Here is a 20466-nt window from a genome sequence, read left to right on the forward strand (position 1 = left end):
ATCGGCGGTCAGGGCGAAGTTGCCGCTGAAGGGAGCGGGGTCGTCCGTGGCTGGGACGTCGGCCGCGGCATCCGCGGCGTGGCCGACGTCGTAGTTCTTGTCCGCGTGTGGTTCGGCCGGGGTGGTGGCGCCTTGGCCCGTAGCGCGGGCCGAGGGGCGGGATACCGCGGATCAGCGGGATCGGGGCCTGGCCGGCGATGCCGGTCGGCATCGGCAGCCGGTTCCGGTCGCGGAGGATGTCGCAGAGGATATGGATTTTCGGCGCCGGCTTGCCGCGACGGGCCGGATCCGGTCCGGTCGAGGGCCCCCCTTTTTTTGACCGCCCGGACACCGGCCCGGCCGCTCGCGCACCGTGGCCGGTCCGGCTCGCCGCTCGCGCCGGGCCGCCGCCACCGGGTGTGGTCCGGCCCGTACCCGGGGTGGCGGCCGGTAGGTGAAGCGCCGGTGCACGGTCTGCCAGGGGGCTCCGAGGACCGGCGGAAGCCGGTGGCCGGGACGTGGCGGCCGGGCCGGGCCCGGCCGGGGGCGCCCGGTCGGGGAACAGGTCTGCCCGGGACACCGGGACACCGGGATACCGGGATACCGGGACGCCCGGGACGCCCGGGACACCGGGGCGCCCGGGAGCCGGGGGCGTCCCGGGACGGACCTGGGCGGGGGGTGTCGGTCACATGGCGGGTGATGCCATGGTCACGGTGCAGCGGAACACGGGCGTCCCGTCCTGATGGGCGGTCACGAGCACGCTCTCCGCGCGGTCCGCGCCGGTGCCGGTGGAGGTGGCGGTGGAGGTGGCGGGTGTGGGTGTGGGTGTGGGTGTGGGGTGTGCCTCGATCAGGCACGGGGTGTCGAGTTCGACGTAGCGCTGGAACCGGCTGGTGAGGGAGAGGGGCAGGGAGGCGTGTCCCAGGGTCGCGGCGGCGGCCTGGCGGGCGGCTTCGAGGAGGACCATGCCGGGGACGTGGTCGACCATGTGGTCGAAGAGCACGGGGTGGCGGGTGTCCACCCGCAGCTGCCAGCGGTGCGGTTCGGCGGTGGGGGAGAGGACCACGTCGGTGGGGGACATGCGGCCCACCGTCTGCGGGGGTTCGGGGGCGGTCAGTGCGATGACCCGGGGGCTGTCGCCGGCGGGCAGGCGGGCGGTGCGCAGCCTCTGGTAGACGCGGGGGGTGATGCAGGTGAGGGTGCCGCCCCCGGTCGCGGCGAGGCTGCCGTCGCGGTGGATCCGGGCCTCGAGGCGGAACCCGGTCACGGCGCCGCCGCGCTGCTTCACGCCGGAGCATGTGATGTCGAGTTCGAGCGAGGCGGGACTCCAGCCGACGCGCAGGTGCTCGGGGCGGACGGCCACGCTGAGGTCGCTGACCAGGAAGTGGTGTCCGAGGGGGACCCCGTACTCGGCGTGGGCCAGGAGGATGCCGGCCTGGCGGATCGTTTCGGCGGTGATCAGCGGATCGTGGCAGCCGTCGACGGTGGCGAAGAAGCTGTGCCCGCGGGGCCACTGGGCGGCGACGGTGAAGCGGTGCTCCTCCACGCGTGCCCAGTCGGTCAGCATGACCTCGGCGACGCTCGCGCGGTGGACGAGTTCCTTGGGGACGGTGCTGGTCAGGGACGGGAAGGGGAGGGCGCCGGCCGGTGCGGGGGGCGCGGCGCTCCCGGTGCCTGCGGTGCCGGGTATCACGCGGTGCATACGGAACGTGCTGACAGACATGGTTCCCCCTGAGCCGGCTTGGCCTGGCTTGAATGTGAGTGGTGGATCCCTCAGGAGAGCGAAGATACATACCATCCGGTTTAGTTTCTAGAAGGAACGCGGCACTCCAGCCCGCGATAAATGGAGTGATGTGTTCCCGAATGTGCAGATGATCATCCGGTGGTCCCCGGGCCGGCCCGGGTCCCGCAGGTCCTGTGCGGTCACGCACCGCGCGGGGCGCGGGGTGCCGCCCGGTGCGGGTGGGGGGCGGCCCGGCCGCCGGCTCCAGCGATCTCAAAGCCGTTCTTGAGCGGCCTCCCCGACCGTGTCCAAAGGCCCGACAGGAAAGGGGACCGGTCGTATGGAGCGGGGAGAAGCCCTGATCAGGGTGGAGCGGGGGCGGCCCGACGAGGCGGAACTGGCCGCCGTGGTCGCGGTGCTGCTCGGTCTGCGGGCGGGCGCGCGGCAGGCGCCGGGGGAGCCGGCGGCGGCCGGAACCCACTGGTGGCGGGAGCCGGACGGCTACGCGGCGCCCGAGGGCTGGTGCTGACGGCGGGGGTGTATCTCCCGAGTTCCTTCACCTCCCAACAAGAAACCGCACAAGTGGTTTGTTATGATGGTTTCACGGACCCGGGGCGGGACCTCCTCGGCCTTGTCCCAGGAAGGGCACCTGACATGGCTATGACGAGCCGGGCATCGATTCCACCGGGGCCCGCCGGTATACGCGGGCGCGTGGCGGAGCTGGACGGCATCCGTGAGCAGGCGCTGGCCGGCCCCGGCCGGCAGGCGACCCTGGCGCAGCACGCCAAGGGCAAGCTGACCGCCCGGGAGCGGATCGGTCTGCTGCTGGACGCGGGTTCGTTCCAGGAGGTCGAGCAGCTGCGCCGGCACCGGGCGACCGGTTTCGGGCTGGAGATGAAGAAGCCGTACACGGACGGTGTGATCACCGGCTGGGGCACGGTCGAGGGCCGCACGGTCTTCGTGTACGCGCACGACTTCCGGATCTTCGGCGGTGCGCTGGGCGAGGCGCACGCCACGAAGATCCACAAGATCATGGACATGGCGATCGCCACCGGGGCGCCGCTGGTGTCGCTGAACGACGGCGCCGGTGCCCGTATCCAGGAGGGGGTGTCCGCGCTCGCCGGGTACGGCGGCATCTTCCAGCGCAACACGAAGGCCTCGGGTGTCATCCCGCAGATCAGTGTGATGCTCGGCCCCTGCGCGGGCGGCGCGGCCTACAGTCCCGCCCTCACCGACTTCGTGTTCATGGTCCGCGGGACCTCGCAGATGTTCATCACCGGCCCGGACGTCGTCAAGGCGGTGACCGGTGAGGAGATTTCGCAGAACGGGCTGGGCGGCGCCGACGTGCACGCCGAGACCTCCGGCGTCGCGCACTTCGCCTACGACGACGAGGAGACCTGCCTCGCGGAGGTGCGCTACCTCCTGTCGATGCTGCCGCAGAACAACCGGGAGGCCCCGCCCCGGGTGCGCGGCGGCGACCGCATCGACCGGAGCTCGCAGGCGCTGCTGGACCTGGTGCCGGCCGACGGCAACCGGCCCTACGACATGGCGCGGGTCATCGGGGAGGTCGCCGACGACGGCGAGTACCTGGAGGTCCACGAGCGCTGGGCGCGCAACATCATCTGCGCGCTGGCCCGCCTGGACGGGCAGGTCGTGGGCATCGTCGCCAACCAGCCCCAGGCGCTGGCCGGCGTGCTGGACATCGAGGCCAGCGAGAAGGCCGCACGCTTCGTCCAGATGTGCGACGCCTTCAGCATCCCGATCGTGACCTTCCTCGACGTGCCCGGCTTCCTCCCGGGCGTCGACCAGGAGCACGGCGGGATCATCCGGCACGGCGCGAAGCTGCTGTACGCCTACTGCAACGCCACCGTGCCGAGGATCTCGCTGATCCTGCGCAAGGCCTACGGCGGCGCCTACATCGTCATGGACTCCCAGTCCATCGGCGCGGACCTGACGTACGCGTGGCCGACCAACGAGATCGCCGTGATGGGCGCGGAAGGCGCCGCCAACGTCATCTTCCGCCGCCAGATCGCCGAGGCCAAGGACCCCGAGACCATGCGGCAGAAGATGGTCAAGGAGTACAAGGCCGAACTCATGCACCCCTACTACGCGGCCGAGCGCGGCCTGGTGGACGACGTGATCGACCCGACCCGGACCCGCGAGGTCCTCATCCGCTCCCTGGCCATGCTCCGCAGGAAGCACGCCGACCTGCCCTCCCGCAAGCACGGCAACCCCCCGCAGTAGCACGACGCCCAAGGGACTCGGGACGCCGGTGCGGTGCCGGCCCCGGCGTCCCGGTTCTCAGGAGAGCGCACATGGTCAAACAGGAGCGGGCCGCCCGCACCCGGCACGCACTGATCCAGGCCGCCGCCGCGGTGTTCGCCGAGGAGGGCTTCGTCACCGCGTCGCTGAGCACCATCAGCAGACGGGCCGGTGTCAGCAACGGTGCGCTGCACTTCCACTTCGCCAGCAAGAACATGCTCGCCGACGCGGTCGGGGCGGAGGCCGCCGCGGCCGTGGGCCGGATCACCGAGTCGGCGCGGGCCTGGCAGGGCGACTCCCTGCAGGCCGTGGTGGACGCCACCCACGAGCTGATGGGCAGCCTCGCCCACGACATCGTGGTCCGCGGCGGCTTCGGGCTCGCGGGCGACAGCGCCCGCCGGGGGGAGCCCTCCCTGCGCACCCAGTGGCAGCACTGGGTCGAGGACAGCCTCCGCCGCGCCGAGCGCAACGGCGCCCTGGCGGACGGCGTGTCCTGGGCCGACGGCGCCCGCGTCATCGTGGCTGCGACCGCGGGCTTCGAGGTCCTGGGCGGCGACGACACCTCCTGGCTGTCGCGGCAGAACGTCACCCGCTTCTGGGAAGTCGTCCTGCCGCGGCTCGCCGGCCGCCAGGACCTGCACCGGCTGATGAGCGCCGGCTCCCGGCCCCCGGCCGCGAACCCCCCGCCGCAGCTCCCCTCACCCGGGCTCCCCCCGCAGGAGCTGCCCTCACCGGCCGGCCCCGAGCACTGACCTGCTCACTGACCTGCTCCCCGGGCCGGAGCCCGGGGCACGGCGGCGAGGGAAACCCGGCAGCAGACCTTCAGGTCTGTTTAATGATCGATCTCCGTCCATCCCGCCCCGCTGGACCCCGGAAGACGACTCCAGGACGCCTTGAATCCTGCTGGAGATCCCGAAGAACCCCTGACCAGCGCCTACGTGCCCCTATGCATCGGCTAAGAAAATACAGGATGTGCGGTTTGATATTGACAGACCGGGCGTGCTGTTTTTAGTCTGGTCATGGCGCCGGACTGGCATCTGTCGACGGCCGCGGAACGACCGGAGCACTCGGGCATAAGACAGGGGAGATCGCGTGGACATCGAGGTACTGGGCGCACTGGCCGTACAGGAGAACGGAGCCTCCATCACACCGACGGCTCCCAAGCCGCGGCAGGTGCTGGCTCTGCTGGCGCTGCACGCCGACCGGGTGGTGCCCGTCTGCGCGCTGATCGAGGAGCTGTGGGGCACCACCCCGCCGCGCAGCGCCCGCACCACCCTGCAGACGTACGTCCTTCAGCTGCGTGAACTCATCGCCCTGGCCCTGGACAAGGACGGCCGCGACGACGCGCAGGAGCCGGCGCGGGGCGGGCGGCGCAGCGCCAAGGACGTACTGGTGACGATGCCCAGCGGCTATCTGCTGGCCGCAGGCGACGGCGAGAGCGACGTCCGCGCCTTCGAACGCCTCGCGGGCACGGGATACCGGGCCATGGACGCCGGTGACTTCCCGGGCGCCGCACGGCAGTTGCGCCAGGCGCTGGAGCTGTGGTCCGGGACCGCCTTCGCCGACGTCCAGGCCGGGACACAGCTGGACATGGAGATCAGGCGCCTCGAGGAGAGCCGGCTGTGCGCGCTCGACCAGCGCATCGAGGCCGATCTGCGGCTGGGACGCCACCGTGAACTGCTGGCCGAGCTGACCGTTCTGGTCAACCGCTACGGCACGCATGAGAGCCTGCACGGCCAGTTCATGCTCGCGCTGTACCGCTCGGGGCGGCGCGGCGAGGCCCTGGAGGTCTATCAGCGGCTGCGCGCCACCCTCGTACGGGACCTCGGCCTGGAACCGTCGGCGGGACTGCGGCGCCTGCAGCGGTCCATCCTCACGGCCGGCCCCGAGACCGCCGCGCCCGCACCCCGGGCCGCCAGGGAGCGCCTGGTTCCCACGAGTTGAGCGAGACCCCCCTTCCCAGGGCTTCGGCACAACCGGGTTCTCCCCGCCGCCGACGCCCTGGGAAGCGGCATGTCCGGGCCCGAAAATAGGGGGGTGCGGAGCCGTTCCCGGCGCCTGATCCCGGTCATCCCGTGCGGGGCGCGCCGCCCCGCGGCCGCCCTGCCCGCACCCACCGTGCGTGCGGTCCCCGGAGAAGGGTCCCGGCTGCCGGCGCGCGGCGCGCGGAGGTGCTGATGCCGCGGCGCAGGTCCATCGAACGGGCCGGCGTCCCGCGCCGTCCGCCGCTGCCCCGGCCCGGGCGGCCCGCCCCACCCAGCCGCCCGTGATGCCCACCGGGCCCCGCACTCCCCACCCGCGCCCCGCCCCCCCGGGGTGTCACGCCGCCGGAACCCGCCCCCGCCCCGCCCCTGCCTCAACGGCTGCGGCCCGATGCCGGGGGAGGGACGCCGCCGGCATCGGGCCGGGCCGGGTACGGCCGGCCTGTCCGGCAAACAAACGGTGCCGCACATTCCGCAATTCGGTTTCTCCGCAACAGAATTCAATGGAAAAGGCGACGCCGCAGAGTGTTCCGTGACAAGGCGGGCGTGCTTTCTTCCAGCCATCGTTCACGTGCTCTTGAGTGGATCAATTTCCGGACCGAGGGCCTCAGCTGAAACACTCTCAAGCCCTGGTCGAGGCAAGTCGGTTGTGGCGTGAACCCGGCTAGTGTGCTGACGGTGACGGAATTCAGCCACGAGGGGAACTCGACGAGGTGTGGAGGAAAGCAGTGAAAATTCAAGTCCTGGGTCCGTTGAGTGCCGAGGTCAACGGGGGATCGATTGTCCCGACGGCCGGTAAACCGCGGCAGATTCTTTCGCTGCTCGCCCTCTATCCCGGACGGGTGATGCCGGTCCCCACACTCATGGAAGAAATCTGGGGAACCGAGCCACCACAGAGCGCGCTCACCACGTTGCAGACCTACATCCTGCAACTGCGTCGGCGCCTGGGCACCGCGATGGGCCCCGACGCCCCCGGCGCGGCCAAGGAAGTGCTGGCCACCCGGCACGGCGGCTATCTGCTGCAGATATCGCCCGAGAGCGTCGACGTCCACGAGTACGAACGCATGGTCACCGAAGGACGGTCGGCGTTCGAGGCCGGGGACGACGACACCTCGGCCTCTTGTTTCCGCAAGGCGCTGGAACTGTGGCGCGGCCCCGCGCTGGTCGACGTACGGGTCGGACCGATCCTCGGGATCGAGGTCATGCGTCTGGAGGAGAGCCGGCTCGGCACCGTCGAACGCCGGATCGACGCCGATCTGCGGCTGGGAAGGCACTCCGAACTCATCGCGGAGCTCGCCGAACTGACGGCGCGCTACCCACAGCACGAAGGCCTGTACTCGCAGGCCATGGTGGCGCTGTACCGGTCGGGACGGCAGGCATCGGCCCTGGCCATCTACCGCAGGCTGCGCATCCGGCTCATCGAGGAGCTGGGCGTCGAGCCCTCCCCGCAGGTGCAGCGGCTGCACCAGGCCATGCTGGCCGTCGACCCGCAACTGGACGTCGCCGCCGGTGTACGGCGCAGCTCGACCTTCGATCTCTACGCCGCCTGAGACCGGCCGGAGCGGGGGCTCGCGTCGTACTCAGAGACCGTTTTCCACCACCGCTCCCCCCCCGAACCTGCCTGACTCCACGGCGCCGGCGCCGGTGAGTGCCGGGGGAGGGGCCCGCCGGGGAGAACGGCGGGGCCACCGGATCGGCCATGACCAGGCCGGACGCGGCCCCGGGAGGGTGTGGGCAGCGCGGTCGCGGGCCGGGCGGCCGGCGGAACATCGACGGCCCGGCGTCCGCCGGGCCGCCCGCAGTCGCCGGCGCCGAGGACAACGCAGCGCTCCACACCGGCCCTCCCCTCAGTTCCGCGGCCATGCCATGCCATGCCATGCCATGCCATGCCATGCGGTGCAGTGCGGTGCGGTGCGGTGCGGTGCGGTGCGGTCAGGGCGAGGGCCGGGCCGCACAGCCCCCCCTTTTTTCGACCAGCGGGCGGCTCTCCGTCCGTGCCCGGCCGGGCAGGGCGGTGGGTGCACAACGGCCTCCGTGCGGTGAGTTCCCGGACCACTCCACCGCACCGGGGTCTTCTCCATGATCCCACCCCCGGGCCGTGCGGCCGAGCCGGCCGGGGCCGGCCTCCGCCCGTTCTCGAGCGGCCGTTGAGGCCGTCCGGCGATTCTCGAACCCCCGCCCCGGTACGACCAGGGGCGCAGGGAGAGGAGGATGCCATGGCGGACGGACGGTCGGTGCGACTGCACTGTTTCGCACACTCCGAGGGGGGCCTCTCGCTCTTCGACGGCTGGGCCGCGAGCGCCGGACCAGGGGTCGAGGTGCTTCCGGTTCCCCTGCCGGGCGGCCGACGGCGCCGCTGGGAGCCCCGGGCGAGCACCCACGAGGCACTGCTCGCCGACGTGCTGCCCCTGTTCACGGACCCGCACCCCGCCCCGTACGTCCTGTACGGGCACGGTCTTGGTGCCATGGTCGCCTTCACCGTGACGCGCGCCCTGCACGAGGCGGGCCTGCCCGGCCCCGCGCTCCTGGCCGTCGGCGCCTGCCCGCCGCCCCACACACCCTCGCGGCTGCCGGACGCCCGCGCGGCAACGGATGCCGAACTGCTGCACGTCCTGGGCGGTAAGGGCGCCGTGCCGCCCCGCAGCGACGAAGGGATCTGGCTGCGGGCCATGCTGCCGGTGCTCCGCGCCGACCTGGAACTCGCCCAGGCCCTGGAGGAGGCGGCCCGCACGCCTTCCTCCGCGGGACCGCTCACCACTCCCGTACTCGTGGTCGCCTCGCAGGAGAACCCGCTGGCGCCGCCGGCGATCGCCGACGGCTGGCGGCACTGGACCCAGGGGCCCACGTGGCTGCGTACCGTCCCCGGCCGTCACTTCTTCGTCGCCGGCCGTGAACTGCCCAGGCTCCTGGGCCGGGCCTGCCGCGTCACCCGCCGCCTCGTCCGGGAGCAGGTGCCCGCCGGCTGAACCCGCAGCCCCCGGCCCCCCGGCCACCCCGGGCACCGTCACCCGGTGCAGGCGTGCGATGCCTGCGCCCCCCCCGGATCCTGGCCTCGGCACGGCAGTTGACGGCTGACGGGCCCAGCGCGATTCGATCTGCTTTCCGCTCGTTCTTCAGCGGTTTTCATCCGGCCGTCTGAATTCTGTTCGCGTCACCGTCGGCGCAATGTGGGAGAGGTGTTCAGATGTCTGTCGAGTTCGCGGACAGGACGACGCACAAGGTCCAGGTGTCCGCACCCGCCGGTGTGGTCTACGCACTGATTGCCGACGCGGTGAACTGGCCACTCCATTTCGCCCCGAGCATTCATGTGGAACGGCTGGAGTTCGACGGCGAACGGGAGCGGCTGCGGACGTGGTGCGTCATGGACGGCCGGCTGAAGTCGTGGACTTCGTGGCGTTACCTGGATCCGGTGAAACGCTGTGTGGAGTTCCGGCAGGAACTGCCCGCGCCTCCGCTGAGCGCGCTGGGCGGCATCATGAGCGTACGTCCCCAGGGACCGCACAGTTCCGAGATCGAGCTGCTGTACGGCTTCAGCGTCACCGGTGACCTGCCCGACGACGTGGCGTGGGTGGAGCGGGCCGTCGACGTGCACAGCCGCCTCCAGCTCGCCGGCCTGAAGGCTGTCGCCGAGCGCTGGACGCGCCTGGACGAACTGGTCCTGTCCTTCGAGGAATCCGTACACGTCAACGGCCCGGCCGAGCTGGTCTACGACTTCCTCTACCGGGCCGGGGACTGGCCGCAGACGGTGCCGCACGTCACCCGGGCCGACCTCACCGAGGACGTCCCCGGAGTGCAGCGCATGACGATGGAGACGCTGACCGAATACGGCACGCACACCACCAACTCCGTACGGATCTGCTTCCCGCACGCGGAGCGCATCATCTACAAGGAGACCGCGACCCCCACCCTGCTGGAGTCACACACCGGCGAATGGTCCGTCGTCCCCGACGAGCGGGGTGTGACCGTCACCGCACAGCACACCGTCGTACTGCGCGAGGAGAGCATCGCCGCCGAGCTGGGCGAGCACGCGAGCCTGGCACACGCCCGCCGCCATGTGCGCGAGGCACTCGGCCGCAACTGCCGGGTCCTGCTCGCCCTTGCCAAGCAGCATGCGGAGAGCGCCGTCCGCATGCTGTGACAGCGACAGCGACAGCGACAGTGACAGTGACAGTGACGGCGACAGGGGCAGGGGCAGGGGCAGGGACGGCGACAGCCCGGGTCCGGGTCCGGGCCTGGGCCTGGGGAGGCGGGCACCGCCATCGCCGCTCATGGATGGCCCCGGCCGGGCTTGGGCACCGCTGTACACCCGCTTGGGAAATCGGACGCCGAGCGTGTCTGCCATTAGCGTGCTGAGCCGGACCGTTGTGGATATCCGCCGACCAGGAGGCGTCATGGAAGCGAGACAGCGTGGCAGCGCACCCGCATGCCCCGCCCCCCGCCCGGCCCCCGGCCCCGCCCCGCGCTCCGCCCCCCGCCACGCATCTGCCTCCGCGTCGTATCCGCTCCTTCCGCTCCTTCTGTTCCTTCCGTGCCGCCCCCGCCGGGCACGCGCGCGGTCCGTCCGCCCGCCCTGCCCCTGTCCTTTGGTACTGCCCTGCCCTGCCCTGGCCGCGGCCCGCCCCGCCCCGCCCGGCCCCCCGTCCCTGGGCGCTGCCCTGCCCGGGCCACGGCCCGGTACGGCAGAACCGGACGCGCACCGTCCCACACGCCTTCAGGCCCGCACCCGGCGCCTTGCCCACAACCGTGGCGCCACGCTCCCCGCAGGGGCCCGGCGGACGCCGTACCGCAGCTCATCCAGCGCCTGCACAGGAAGCGCCTGCACAGGAGAGGAAGGAGGGGACCGCGCCGGTCACAGCGGACCGCGCGTCCCCGGACCCGCATGACTGTTTCCCGCTCCTGCCACGCGGCGATCTCCGTGGTCGTGGACCCAGGGCCTCCTCCGTACACGGAGGCATGGGACCTCGAGCTGCGCGGACCGCTCGACCCCGCCCTGCTGGAAGACGTCCTGGGCGAGCTCGCCTTCACCGGCCCGGGCCGGCCCCCGTGGCAGCACCGGCTGCTGCGGCACGGCCCCGGCCATCACACGCTCCGCCTCCCGCGGCCGGGCGGCGCCTCGGCGGCGTCCATGGCGTCCGTGGCGTCGGTGGTGGGCCGCATCGCCGATCTGCTCACCGGGCCGCCCTTCACCGGGCGGCCCCCTGCCGGGCCGCCCTCTGGCGACCGCCCGCTCGCCCCTGCCCAGTACGCGGTCCTCACCCGCCCTGCACGCCACCGCTATGAGGCGGTGTTCCTCGAGGCGGCCGCGCCACTGGACGCGGGCACGGTGCGTGCGGCGCTGCGCACCGTCGTGGCCGCCCACCCCCAGCTGCGCGCCCGCCTCGACACGCGGGGCGGCCGGCTGACCGCGCAGGCCGCGACCGCGGGCGACCTCGACCCGTTGACGCTGGGGGAGTTCACCGACGAGGACGGCTTCGCCGCGGCGGTCGCCTCGATCGGACACACCCTCGACGCGGACCGCGGCGTCCAGCTGCGGGCCCTGCTCGCCCGGGACCGCCGTCCGGCGGGGCCGCGGGCCGACCGGCTCGCCGTGATCGTCCATCAACTCGCCGTGGATGCCGCGTCCTGGCAGATCCTCCTCGACGACCTGGCCGCCGCCCTCGCCGCGGCCGCGGCCGGAGTTCCCCCACGGCCCAGGCACGCGCCGGACGGCCTGGCCGGCTGGGCCGGCGAACTGCGGGAACTGGCCCGCGATCCCGACGAGATCCGGCACTGGGCGCTCGTCGCCGACCGCAGGTCCCGGGCGCCCGGCGCCCGCCACTCCGCCTCGGTGACCGGGCCGGGCGAGGCGACCGGCACCGCAGCGGCCCACACATGGCACAGCAGGCCGGAAAAGGCCCGGCACCTCGACCTCGACCTCGACCAGAACCTGACCGGGCGGCTCACCCAGCACCTGGCCCGACGGCTCGCGCTGACCGCCGGCCAGATACTGACCGGCGCGTTCGCCCTGGCCCTGGCCCGCTGGCAACACGCCGACGAGGTCGGCTTCGACGTACGCAGCGACCCCAGGGCGGGCCACCCGGGCCTACGGCGCCACGTGGGCCGGCTCACCGACGTGCACCCCGTCCACCTCACCCCCGACCCCGACCCCGGTCTCGGCCCCCTGGGCCAACTCGCGGCCCTGGCAGGCCCCCTGGCGGCCGGCGCCGGGCAGGCGTCGGGCGGCGCCGGCTTCGGGGCCTGCCGCGAGTGGAGCCCCGATCCGCTGCTGCGCGACACCCTGCGTGAACTGGCCCCCGCCCCGGCCTGCCTCATCCTGCACGGCCCGGACGAACTGCTGCCCGGCTCCGCCCGCCCCGTGCCCGGCAGCGCACCGAGCCGGCCCGCCCACCGCCTCGAGGTACGTGTCCAGGCCGCCGACGGCAGGCTGCACCTCGGCCTGGACTGGGTACCCGACCCGGCCCAGGGCATCACCGACACCTCCGTGGCCGCCCTGGCCGGCCTGCTGCGGGAAGTACTGGGGGAGCTGGCCGACACGGCCACCGCCCCGATCCCGTCCGTCCTGCGCGCCACACCCCAGCAGTCGGCCCTCTACACGGGGGGCGACGCACAGCCCGGCACCGGCCGCCACGTCGAGCAGCTCGTCTGGCTCTGGCACGGCCCCCTCGACACCGGACGCTTCACCGCGGCCTGGCAGTCGGTCCTGGACCGCGAAGCGGTGCTGCGTACCGCCTTCACCGGCGGACTCGAACCGCAGCTCATGGTGCACAGCCGGGTCACTCCCGAGATCACCGTCCGGATCCGGCAGGGCCACGACGACCTGTCCGCCCTCCTGGAGCGCGACCGGCTGCGCGGCTTCGACCTGCGCTGCCCCGGACCGCTGCGCCTCACCCTGCTGGGAACGGAGCAGAACCCGCTCACCACCACCACCGCACCCACCCGGATCGTGCTCACCTACCACCGGGCCCTGCTCGACAGCTGGAGCGCGCACATCCTGCTGCGCGAGTTCTACCGGGCCTATCTCGCGGGCGGCACCCTGCCCGGCGGTGAGCGCCGTCCCGACCTGCGCGACTACACCGCGTGGATCGCGGCCCAGGACCTGGAGCCCGCAGGGGAGTTCTGGGCGCGCTCCGCGCCGCCCGCCGGCGCCGCGTCGCGGCCGGGACGGCCCGCCGCAGCCACCGGCCTGACCGGTGTCGGCCGTTCCCGGCTGCGCCTGGACCCCGCGGAAACCGTTCGCCTCACGCGCTGGGCAGGCACCTGGGGCATCGCCGAGAGCAGCGTGCTGCAGGCCGTCTGGGCGGCGCTGATCCACCGCGCCTCCGGCGCCGGCGGACCGGCCCCGGTCTGTTTCGCGGTGAGCGTCCCGGGACGCGGCATACCGCTCGACGGCGCGGCCCGGATGCTGGGACCGCTGCGCAACTCGCTGCCGATGTCCCTCGAGGTGGACCCGGCGGGAACCTGGCCGGACCTGATGCGGCAACTGCAGGGCCACGCCCTGGACATGGCCGCCTGCGAATGGGTCCCCGCCGACTGGATCCACACCCCGGGCCGGCCGGCGGGGCCGGGCACCGGCCACGCCGAGACCGTCATCGTCTTCGAGGACCCGCCGCACCCGGTGCAGGGCCTGGAGGGCGAACTCGCCGCGCAGGGGATCCGGGCCGAGTTCTCGGGCACCGTACCCGCCCGCTCGGTGCTGCCCCTCGCGCTGCTCGCCCACCACGACAACGCGGGCGCCCTGGTCCTCACGGGGGTGCACGACCGTGACGTGCTCGACGAGGAAGCGGCCGCCGAACTGCTGGTGCAAAGCGCCCTGCTGCTGTGTGAACTCCCCCTGCGGGCAACGGAGTCCACCACCGTCGCGGAGGTGCTGAAGCTCCTTCACGGCAGGGCCGTACCCCCCATGGCGAAGGCTCCCCGGGCCGGCCGGGACACACCGCTGCTCACCCTGCGCGCCGCGGCGAAGGAACAGGCGGGCACCATCTGCCTGGTCCCGCCGCCGGGCTCACCCGCGACCTGCTACGACCTGCTGGCCCACACCTATCCGGGCCCCCAGGAACTGCTGGTGCTCACCGCCGGCGCCGAGGGTGCTCAGCCCGCTCTGGCCGCCCGCACAGCCGGCCGGCCCCTGCTGCTCGGCGGGTTCTTCGCAGCCGGCGCCCTCGCCTGCGACATCGCCGGGCGCATCGCGGCAGACGGCGGCCGGCCGCCGCGCGTGGTCCTCGCCGGCGCCTGTGCGGACGAACAGGAACGGGCCCGCGATCTCGCCCGCGCCCTCCAGGACGCCGCCGCACCGGACACCTGACACCGAGCCCCAGGGACGGATCCGCACACCACAGCACCGGCGTACCCGCGTACTTGATGTACCGGCGTACCGGCGTACCGGGGCGCCGCCGGCACGGCCGCACCGCACCCCGGTGTGCGGGGCGAGCGCCGCGATGCCCCTCGCCGCTCCTGTTCCGTTCTCCGCTCCGGTTCCGTCACTGTTCGAGCACTTCTCTTTCGCAGTCGGTCATCTTGGCTGTGGCACGGGTGCCCTCGCCCGGTCTCTGACGCCGTTCGTGCCGTGGGCCGCAACCATCTGGAGAGTCATGTCCCGTCGTCTTTTCACCTCGGAGTCCGTGACCGAAGGACACCCCGACAAGATCGCCGACCGGATCAGCGACGCGATCCTCGACGAACTGCTGCGTCAGGATCCCGCCTCGCGCGTCGCGGTCGAGACCCTGATCACCACCGGCCAGGTGCACATCGCCGGCGAGGTGACGACCGGCGCGTACGCCGACATCGCCACGATCGTGCGCGAGGCCATCCTCGATATCGGCTACGACTCCTCGGCCAAGGGCTTCGACGGCGCTTCGTGCGGGGTGTCGGTGTCCATCGGCGCGCAGTCGGCGGACATCGCGCAGGGCGTCGACACGGCGTACGAGTCGCGGGTCGAGGGTGCCTCCGGGGAGGAGGCGGGCGACGGGCTGGACCGGCAGGGCGCCGGCGACCAGGGCCTGATGTTCGGCTACGCCTGCGAGGAGACCCCCACCCTGATGCCGCTGCCGATCGACCTGGCCCACCGCCTCTCGCGCCGCCTGGCCCAGGTCCGCAAGGACGGCACCGTCCCCTACCTGCGCCCGGACGGCAAGACCCAGGTCACCATCGAGTACGACGGCGACCGGGCGGTGCGTCTGGACACGGTGGTGGTCTCCTCGCAGCACGCGAGCGGCATCGACCTGGACTCGCTGCTGGCCCCCGACATCCGCGAGTTCGTGGTCGAGCCCGAGCTGCAGGCCCTCCTCGACGACGGCATCAAGCTGGACACCGAGGGCTACCGCCTCCTGGTCAACCCCACCGGCCGCTTCGAGGTCGGCGGCCCGATGGGCGACGCGGGCCTGACCGGCCGCAAGATCATCATCGACACGTACGGCGGCATGGCCCGTCACGGTGGCGGCGCCTTCTCGGGCAAGGACCCCTCCAAGGTGGACCGTTCCGCCGCCTACGCGATGCGCTGGGTCGCCAAGAACGTCGTCGCGGCGGGCCTGGCCTCGCGCTGCGAGGTGCAGGTCGCGTACGCCATCGGCAAGGCCGAGCCGGTCGGTCTGTTCGTCGAGACGTTCGGCACCCACACGGTCGCCGTCTCCGCGATCGAGGACGCCATCGGCGAGGTCTTCGACCTCCGCCCGGCCGCGATCATCCGCGACCTGGACCTGCTGCGCCCGGTCTACTCCCAGACCGCCGCGTACGGCCACTTCGGCCGCGAGCTGCCCGACTTCACCTGGGAACGCACCGACCGCGCCCAGCAGCTCAAGGCAGCCGCGGTCCGCTGAGCCCGGCACCAGGACGGCCCGGCCCGGCGGTCGCGGCCGCCGCTGCGCAACACCGGCGACAAGCGACCCGGCCGGTGCCGTCGACGCCTTCCGCACCGGTTTCCCGGCCGCCGTCAGCCATGGGATGCCTCCGCTGGAGGGCGCAGCCCCGCCGGGATGCGCGCTGTCGCCGGCCTGCTCCAGCCGGAGCGGGCCGGCGTCCCCCTGCTCCAGGAGTTCCAGCGGCTCCGGGAGTTCCAGCCGCACCCCGGGCAGTCCACGGACGCGATGGTCCTGCACCACCCCGAGGCCAGCTACTTCAACGCCGGAGGCCGGCAATGACCACACTGCGCGACATCCTCGACGGGGGCACCCCGTCGTTCTCCTTCGAGTTCTTCCCGCCGAAGACGGCCAGGGGGGAGCGGACGCTGTGGGAGGCGATCCGCCGGATCGAGCCACTGGCACCGGCGTTCGTCTCGGTCACCTACGGGGCCGGCGGCTCCTCCAGGGACCGCACGGTGGAGGTGACCAAACGGATCGCGGCCGAGACGACGCTGCGCCCCGTCGCCCATCTGACCGCGGTCGGCCACTCGGTGGCGGAGCTGCGCCACATCATCGGCCAGTACGCCGACGCCGGCGTCCGGGACGTCCTGGCCCTGCGCGGCGATCCGCCCGGCGACCCGAACGCCCCGTGGATCCCGCACCCCGACGGTTTCGCCCACGCCCATGAACTGGTGCGTCTGGTCAAGGAGTCGGGGCAGCTCAGCGTCGGTGTGGCGGCCTTTCCGGAGCGTCATCCGCGCTCGGCGGACTGGGACAGCGAGATCCGGCACTTCGTCGCCAAGTGCAGGGCGGGCGCCGACTACGCGATCACCCAGATGTTCTTCCGCGTCGAGGACTATCTGCGGCTGCGCGACCGGGTGGCCGCCGCGGGCTGTGACACCCCGATCATCCCGGAGATCATGCCGGCCACCGACATACGCCAGATCGCCCGCTTCGCCGAGCTCAGCGGCGCCGCCTTCCCCGAGGACCTGGCCCACCGCCTGGACGCGGTGCGCGACAACCCCGCGGACGGTCACCGCATCGGCGTCGAGTACGCCACCGCGATGGCCGGGCGGCTCCTTGCCGAAGGCGCCCCCGGGCTGCACTACATCACGCTGAACCGCTCGACGGCGACGCTCGAAATCCACCGCAACGTAACGGACTCAAGGAGTGCACGGCATGCCCTCGCAGCGCAGCGCTGACTTCACCGACTTCAAGGTCGCCGACCTCTCCCTGGCCGTCTTCGGCCGCAAGGAGATCACCCTCGCCGAGCACGAGATGCCCGGCCTGATGTCGATCCGCAGGGAGTACGCCGCGGCGCAGCCCCTCGCGGGCGCCCGGATCACCGGCTCCCTGCACATGACGGTGCAGACCGCCGTCCTCATCGAGACCCTGGTCGCCCTGGGCGCCGAGGTCCGCTGGGCCTCCTGCAACATCTTCTCCACCCAGGACCACGCGGCCGCCGCCGTCGCGGTCGGCCCGAACGGCACGCCCGAGAACCCGCAGGGCGTCCCGGTGTTCGCCTGGAAGGGCGAGAGCCTTCAGGAGTACTGGTGGTGCACCGAGCAGGCCCTCAGCTGGCCCGGGCACACCGGCCCGAACATGATCCTGGACGACGGCGGTGACGCCACTCTCCTGGTCCACAGGGGCGTCGAGTACCACAAGACGGGTGAGCTCCCGGCCGCCGGGAACGAGGAACTGGCCGTGCTGCGGGCCCTGCTGGAGAACAGCTCCCTGGACTGGACCCGGCTCGCTTCGGAGATCCGTGGTGTGACCGAGGAGACCACGACCGGTGTTCACCGTCTGTATGAGATGCACCGTGAGGGCGCGCTGCTGTTCCCGGCGATCAATGTGAACGACGCTGTGACGAAGTCGAAGTTCGACAACAAGTACGGCTGCCGCCACTCTCTGATCGACGGCATCAACCGCGCCACCGACGTCCTCATCGGCGGCAAGACCGCGGTCGTCTTCGGCTACGGCGATGTGGGCAAGGGCTGTGCGGAGTCGCTGCGCGGTCAGGGTGCCCGGGTGATCATCACGGAGATCGACCCGATCTGTGCGCTGCAGGCGGCGATGGACGGTTTCCAGGTGACGACGCTGGACGAGGTCGTCGACAAGGCCGACATCTTCGTCACCACGACGGGCAACAAGGACATCATCATGGCCGGCGACATGGCCAGGATGAAGCACCAGGCGATCGTGGGGAACATCGGTCACTTCGACAACGAGATCGACATGGCGGGCCTGGCGCAGATCCCCGGGATCGTCAAGGACGAGGTCAAGCCGCAGGTGCACACCTGGACGTTCCCCGACGGCAAGGTTCTCATCGTGCTGTCCGAGGGCCGTCTGCTGAACCTGGGCAACGCCACCGGTCACCCCTCCTTCGTGATGTCGAACTCGTTCGCGGACCAGACGCTGGCCCAGATCGAGCTGTTCACCAAGCCCGAGGAGTACCCGACCGACGTGTATGTGCTGCCCAAGCACCTGGACGAGAAGGTCGCCCGCCTCCACCTCGACGCGCTCGGCGTGAAGCTGACGACGCTCCGCCCGGAGCAGGCCGCCTACCTCGGCATCGAGGTCGAGGGCCCCTACAAGCCGGACCAATACCGCTACTGAGCCTCAAGAGCAGGAGGAACCAGATGTACGACACTCCGCAGGAGGACAGCAGACAGCCACAGGACGTGCCCGCCCCGCCGCTCCGCCTCGCCGGCATCGACGAGGACGACACCTGGGAGCCTCACGTCGTACGGGGTATCGACTGACGCCCGACACGACATGGGCCCGAACGCGCCGCCCCCCGAAGCCCCGCGGCACCCCGTCCACCATCCCTCCCCGCCCACCTGGCGCGCTGCACACCCGCTGCAGCGCGCCTCGTCGTTGCCGTGCCCCCGCACAGAGCCGTGCCCCGTACAACGCTGTGCCCCGGACGGGGCGCCGGCGTGCCGAAACAGCACCGTGGTGCGCCACGCCTTCTCGACCGGTCCACGAGTGAACCTTGTCAGTCTCTAGAGGAAACGACGAGCGGAGGTGCGGAGGTGCAGACATGATTCGGATACTGCGTGGCGGCCTGCGGATGACCCGTTACTGCTTGCGGTCTCTGGGGCGGGCCCTGGCGTCCTACGGGGCCATCTACGTCGGTCCCGAGGCGTTGCAGGACCTGGAGCCGCCCCGCTCCGCCGCAGGCACCCCGAGCCGCCTTGCGCGCTACGCCCGGGGAAGGTTCCTGGTGCTGCCGCCGGGGGAGGGAGGGCCGCCGCCCGCACACCCCGAGCGGCTGCGTGAGGACGTTCCGCTGTCCCCGCAGGAACTGCTGCTCGTACGCGAGGTGTGGCCGGCCTACGAACAGCGCGCCCGCCACCGCGGCTGACCCCTGCGGGCCCCGGCGCCGCACGGGCAAAAGGGGGGGGCCGGGTGCAGCAAGCAACTGCTTGCTGCACCCGGCCCCCCTTTTGCCCGTGGCCGGGCACTGACGGCTGTCCGTGGCCGGGCTCAGACGGCGGTGACGGCCATCAGCGGGGTGTGGCCGCCGTCCAGGAACTCCTTCTGGACGGCGGCCGGGCCGAAGCCGCCCCTCTCGATCCGCCCTTCTCGATCCGCCCGTCGGTGAAGGTGCCGGCGACAGCAACGGCGCAGCGGCCTGCGCGGGGCGGGGGCTGTGGGGGCGGCCCCTCACCACTCGATCAGTGCGAAGCTCGCGGCCATGCCGCCGCCGAATCCGGCCAGGAGGATCAGCTCGCCGGGGCGGAAGGCGCCCGCGCGGACGGCCGCGTCCAGGGTGATCGGGATGGAGGCGGCTCCCGTGTTGCCGTAGTGCGTGACCGTGCGGTGCATGGTGGCGCGGGGCAGGGCCAGGTCCGCGAAGACGTCGTCGAGCATGACGCCGTTGGCCTGGTGCGGGACGAAGTGGCTGATGTCCGCGGCCTCGACGCCGGCCTCGTGGAGGAACCCCTTGGTCAGCTGCGGCAGTTGCTCCACGACGAAACGGCGTACCTCCCGCCCGTCCATCGCGAAGTACTGCAGGCCGGCCTCGATGCCGGCCTGGTCCAGGGGCTGCCGGCTGCCGCCCGCGGGCACCTGGATCAGGCCCGAGAGAGCGCCGAAGGTGTGCAGGGCGACGTGCCGCAGGAGGGGGCCGTGGGTGGTCGGTCCCAGGACCATGGCGCCGGCGCCGTCTCCGAACAGCACGACGGTCCTGCGGTCGGCCGGGTTCAGGATGCGCGAGTACACGTCCGCGCCGATGACCAGCGCGTAGCCGCCCCGCCGCAGGATCACGCTGCCGACCGCGGACAGCGCGAACACGGTGCCGGAGCACACCGCGTTGACATCGAACGCCGCTGTGCTGGACGCACCGAGGTTGTGCTGCACATAGGCCGCTGTCGGCGGCTGCGGCCGGTCCGGTGTGGACGTGGCGACCGCGATCATGGACAGTTGCTCGGCGGTGATGCCGGCCGATTCCATCGCGGCACGGGCCGCGGCCGTCGCCAGGTCTGACGTGGCCTGTCCGGCGGCGGCCCAGCGCCGTTCGCGGATCGCGGTCTTGCGGGTGATCCAGGCGTCGTCGACCCCGGCCGGTGCGCCGACCTCGTCGTTCGAGACGATCCTTGGCGGCACGTAGGCGCCTGTGCCGAGGATCCTGATGTCCTTCATGGGGCTGCCGGGGCCGGGGATCGTTGTGCCGTTCATGCGG

At 72.3% G+C, this 20466-nt stretch carries 16 protein-coding genes; 14 read left to right on the forward strand and 2 right to left on the reverse strand.

Translation table 11 applies throughout. The features are described from left to right. Positions 1-664: 664 nt before the first annotated feature. On the reverse strand, positions 665-1702 hold the full coding sequence (locus AB0N66_RS41050) for a ScbA/BarX family gamma-butyrolactone biosynthesis protein (protein ID WP_365445619.1): 1038 nt from the start codon (positions 1700-1702) through the stop codon (positions 665-667). Positions 1703-2042: 340 nt separating this feature from the next. Here AB0N66_RS41050 and AB0N66_RS41055 point away from each other — a divergent pair, with 340 nt between their 5' ends. From AB0N66_RS41055 to AB0N66_RS41120, 14 genes are all read left to right on the forward strand, one after another. Further along, positions 2043-2231 carry an acyl-CoA carboxylase subunit epsilon gene (locus tag AB0N66_RS41055; RefSeq protein ID WP_365445622.1) on the forward strand — a complete coding sequence of 63 codons (189 nt, stop codon included), beginning with the start codon at positions 2043-2045 and terminating at the stop codon, positions 2229-2231. A 125-nt stretch (positions 2232-2356) separates the two neighbouring features. Continuing rightward, positions 2357-3946: an acyl-CoA carboxylase subunit beta gene (locus AB0N66_RS41060; RefSeq protein ID WP_365445625.1), complete on the forward strand. Its 1590-nt coding sequence runs from the start codon at positions 2357-2359 to the stop codon at positions 3944-3946. A gap of 71 nt (positions 3947-4017) precedes the next feature. After that, positions 4018-4716 carry a ScbR family autoregulator-binding transcription factor gene (locus AB0N66_RS41065; protein WP_365445628.1) on the forward strand — a complete coding sequence of 233 codons (699 nt, stop codon included), beginning with the start codon at positions 4018-4020 and terminating at the stop codon, positions 4714-4716. A 340-nt stretch (positions 4717-5056) separates the two neighbouring features. Continuing rightward, a complete protein-coding gene (locus tag AB0N66_RS41070) occupies positions 5057-5908 on the forward strand; it encodes an AfsR/SARP family transcriptional regulator (RefSeq protein WP_365445631.1) in 852 nt (283 codons plus the stop codon). Between the two features lie 766 nt (positions 5909-6674). After that, the gene (locus AB0N66_RS41075; RefSeq protein ID WP_365445634.1) at positions 6675-7496 is read left to right on the forward strand and encodes an AfsR/SARP family transcriptional regulator; all 822 of its coding nucleotides are present in this window, start codon (positions 6675-6677) and stop codon (positions 7494-7496) included. Positions 7497-8162: 666 nt separating this feature from the next. After that, a complete protein-coding gene (locus AB0N66_RS41080) occupies positions 8163-8912 on the forward strand; it encodes a thioesterase domain-containing protein (protein WP_365445636.1) in 750 nt (249 codons plus the stop codon). A gap of 218 nt (positions 8913-9130) precedes the next feature. Continuing rightward, on the forward strand, positions 9131-10084 hold the full coding sequence (locus AB0N66_RS41085; RefSeq protein ID WP_365445639.1) for an aromatase/cyclase: 954 nt from the start codon (positions 9131-9133) through the stop codon (positions 10082-10084). 741 nt (positions 10085-10825) lie between these two features. Continuing rightward, positions 10826-14248, forward strand: coding sequence for a condensation domain-containing protein (locus AB0N66_RS41090; protein WP_365445641.1), 3423 nt, complete (start codon positions 10826-10828; stop codon positions 14246-14248). A gap of 286 nt (positions 14249-14534) precedes the next feature. Then, positions 14535-15758 (forward strand): methionine adenosyltransferase, encoded by a 1224-nt coding sequence (metK, locus tag AB0N66_RS41095; RefSeq protein WP_365445644.1) that lies wholly within the window; start codon positions 14535-14537, stop codon positions 15756-15758. Between the two features lie 156 nt (positions 15759-15914). Further along, on the forward strand, positions 15915-16079 hold the full coding sequence (locus tag AB0N66_RS41100; protein ID WP_365445647.1) for a hypothetical protein: 165 nt from the start codon (positions 15915-15917) through the stop codon (positions 16077-16079). Continuing rightward, entirely contained in the window at positions 16076-16981 is a 906-nt protein-coding gene (gene metF, locus AB0N66_RS41105; protein ID WP_365445650.1) for a methylenetetrahydrofolate reductase [NAD(P)H], read from the forward strand. The genes AB0N66_RS41100 and metF overlap by 4 nt, the downstream gene beginning before the upstream one ends. Continuing rightward, positions 16959-18395: an adenosylhomocysteinase gene (gene ahcY / locus AB0N66_RS41110; protein ID WP_365445653.1), complete on the forward strand. Its 1437-nt coding sequence runs from the start codon at positions 16959-16961 to the stop codon at positions 18393-18395. The genes metF and ahcY overlap by 23 nt, the downstream gene beginning before the upstream one ends. Positions 18396-18418: 23 nt before the next feature. Next, positions 18419-18541: a hypothetical protein gene (locus AB0N66_RS41115; protein ID WP_365445656.1), complete on the forward strand. Its 123-nt coding sequence runs from the start codon at positions 18419-18421 to the stop codon at positions 18539-18541. A 281-nt stretch (positions 18542-18822) separates the two neighbouring features. Beyond that, a complete protein-coding gene (locus AB0N66_RS41120; RefSeq protein WP_365445659.1) occupies positions 18823-19146 on the forward strand; it encodes a DUF6059 family protein in 324 nt (107 codons plus the stop codon). 302 nt (positions 19147-19448) lie between these two features. Here the strand turns inward: AB0N66_RS41120 and AB0N66_RS41125 are convergent, their stop codons facing one another. After that, positions 19449-20426: a ketoacyl-ACP synthase III gene (locus AB0N66_RS41125; RefSeq protein ID WP_365445684.1), complete on the reverse strand. Its 978-nt coding sequence runs from the start codon at positions 20424-20426 to the stop codon at positions 19449-19451. Between the last annotated feature and the right edge of the window lie 40 nt (positions 20427-20466).

It is taken from the genome of Streptomyces sp. NPDC093544 (assembly GCF_040683495.1).
GTDB lineage: Bacteria > Actinomycetota > Actinomycetes > Streptomycetales > Streptomycetaceae > Streptomyces.

What these genes read in the sequence shown, in the direction of transcription:
- AB0N66_RS41100 (WP_365445647.1), top strand. Translation starts at nt 15,915, where the DNA reads ATGCGCGCTGTCGCCGGCCTGCTCCAGCCGGAGCGGGCCGGCGTCCCC.
- AB0N66_RS41080 (WP_365445636.1), top strand. Translation starts at nt 8,163, where the DNA reads ATGGCGGACGGACGGTCGGTGCGACTGCACTGTTTCGCACACTCCGAG.
- metK (WP_365445644.1), top strand. Translation starts at nt 14,535, where the DNA reads ATGTCCCGTCGTCTTTTCACCTCGGAGTCCGTGACCGAAGGACACCCC.
- AB0N66_RS41060 (WP_365445625.1), top strand. Translation starts at nt 2,357, where the DNA reads ATGGCTATGACGAGCCGGGCATCGATTCCACCGGGGCCCGCCGGTATA.
- AB0N66_RS41065 (WP_365445628.1), top strand. Translation starts at nt 4,018, where the DNA reads ATGGTCAAACAGGAGCGGGCCGCCCGCACCCGGCACGCACTGATCCAG.
- ahcY (WP_365445653.1), top strand. Translation starts at nt 16,959, where the DNA reads ATGCCCTCGCAGCGCAGCGCTGACTTCACCGACTTCAAGGTCGCCGAC.
- AB0N66_RS41050 (WP_365445619.1), bottom strand. Translation starts at nt 1,702, where the DNA reads ATGTCTGTCAGCACGTTCCGTATGCACCGCGTGATACCCGGCACCGCA.
- AB0N66_RS41055 (WP_365445622.1), top strand. Translation starts at nt 2,043, where the DNA reads ATGGAGCGGGGAGAAGCCCTGATCAGGGTGGAGCGGGGGCGGCCCGAC.
- AB0N66_RS41085 (WP_365445639.1), top strand. Translation starts at nt 9,131, where the DNA reads ATGTCTGTCGAGTTCGCGGACAGGACGACGCACAAGGTCCAGGTGTCC.
- AB0N66_RS41115 (WP_365445656.1), top strand. Translation starts at nt 18,419, where the DNA reads ATGTACGACACTCCGCAGGAGGACAGCAGACAGCCACAGGACGTGCCC.
- metF (WP_365445650.1), top strand. Translation starts at nt 16,076, where the DNA reads ATGACCACACTGCGCGACATCCTCGACGGGGGCACCCCGTCGTTCTCC.
- AB0N66_RS41125 (WP_365445684.1), bottom strand. Translation starts at nt 20,426, where the DNA reads ATGAAGGACATCAGGATCCTCGGCACAGGCGCCTACGTGCCGCCAAGG.
- AB0N66_RS41120 (WP_365445659.1), top strand. Translation starts at nt 18,823, where the DNA reads ATGATTCGGATACTGCGTGGCGGCCTGCGGATGACCCGTTACTGCTTG.
- AB0N66_RS41090 (WP_365445641.1), top strand. Translation starts at nt 10,826, where the DNA reads ATGACTGTTTCCCGCTCCTGCCACGCGGCGATCTCCGTGGTCGTGGAC.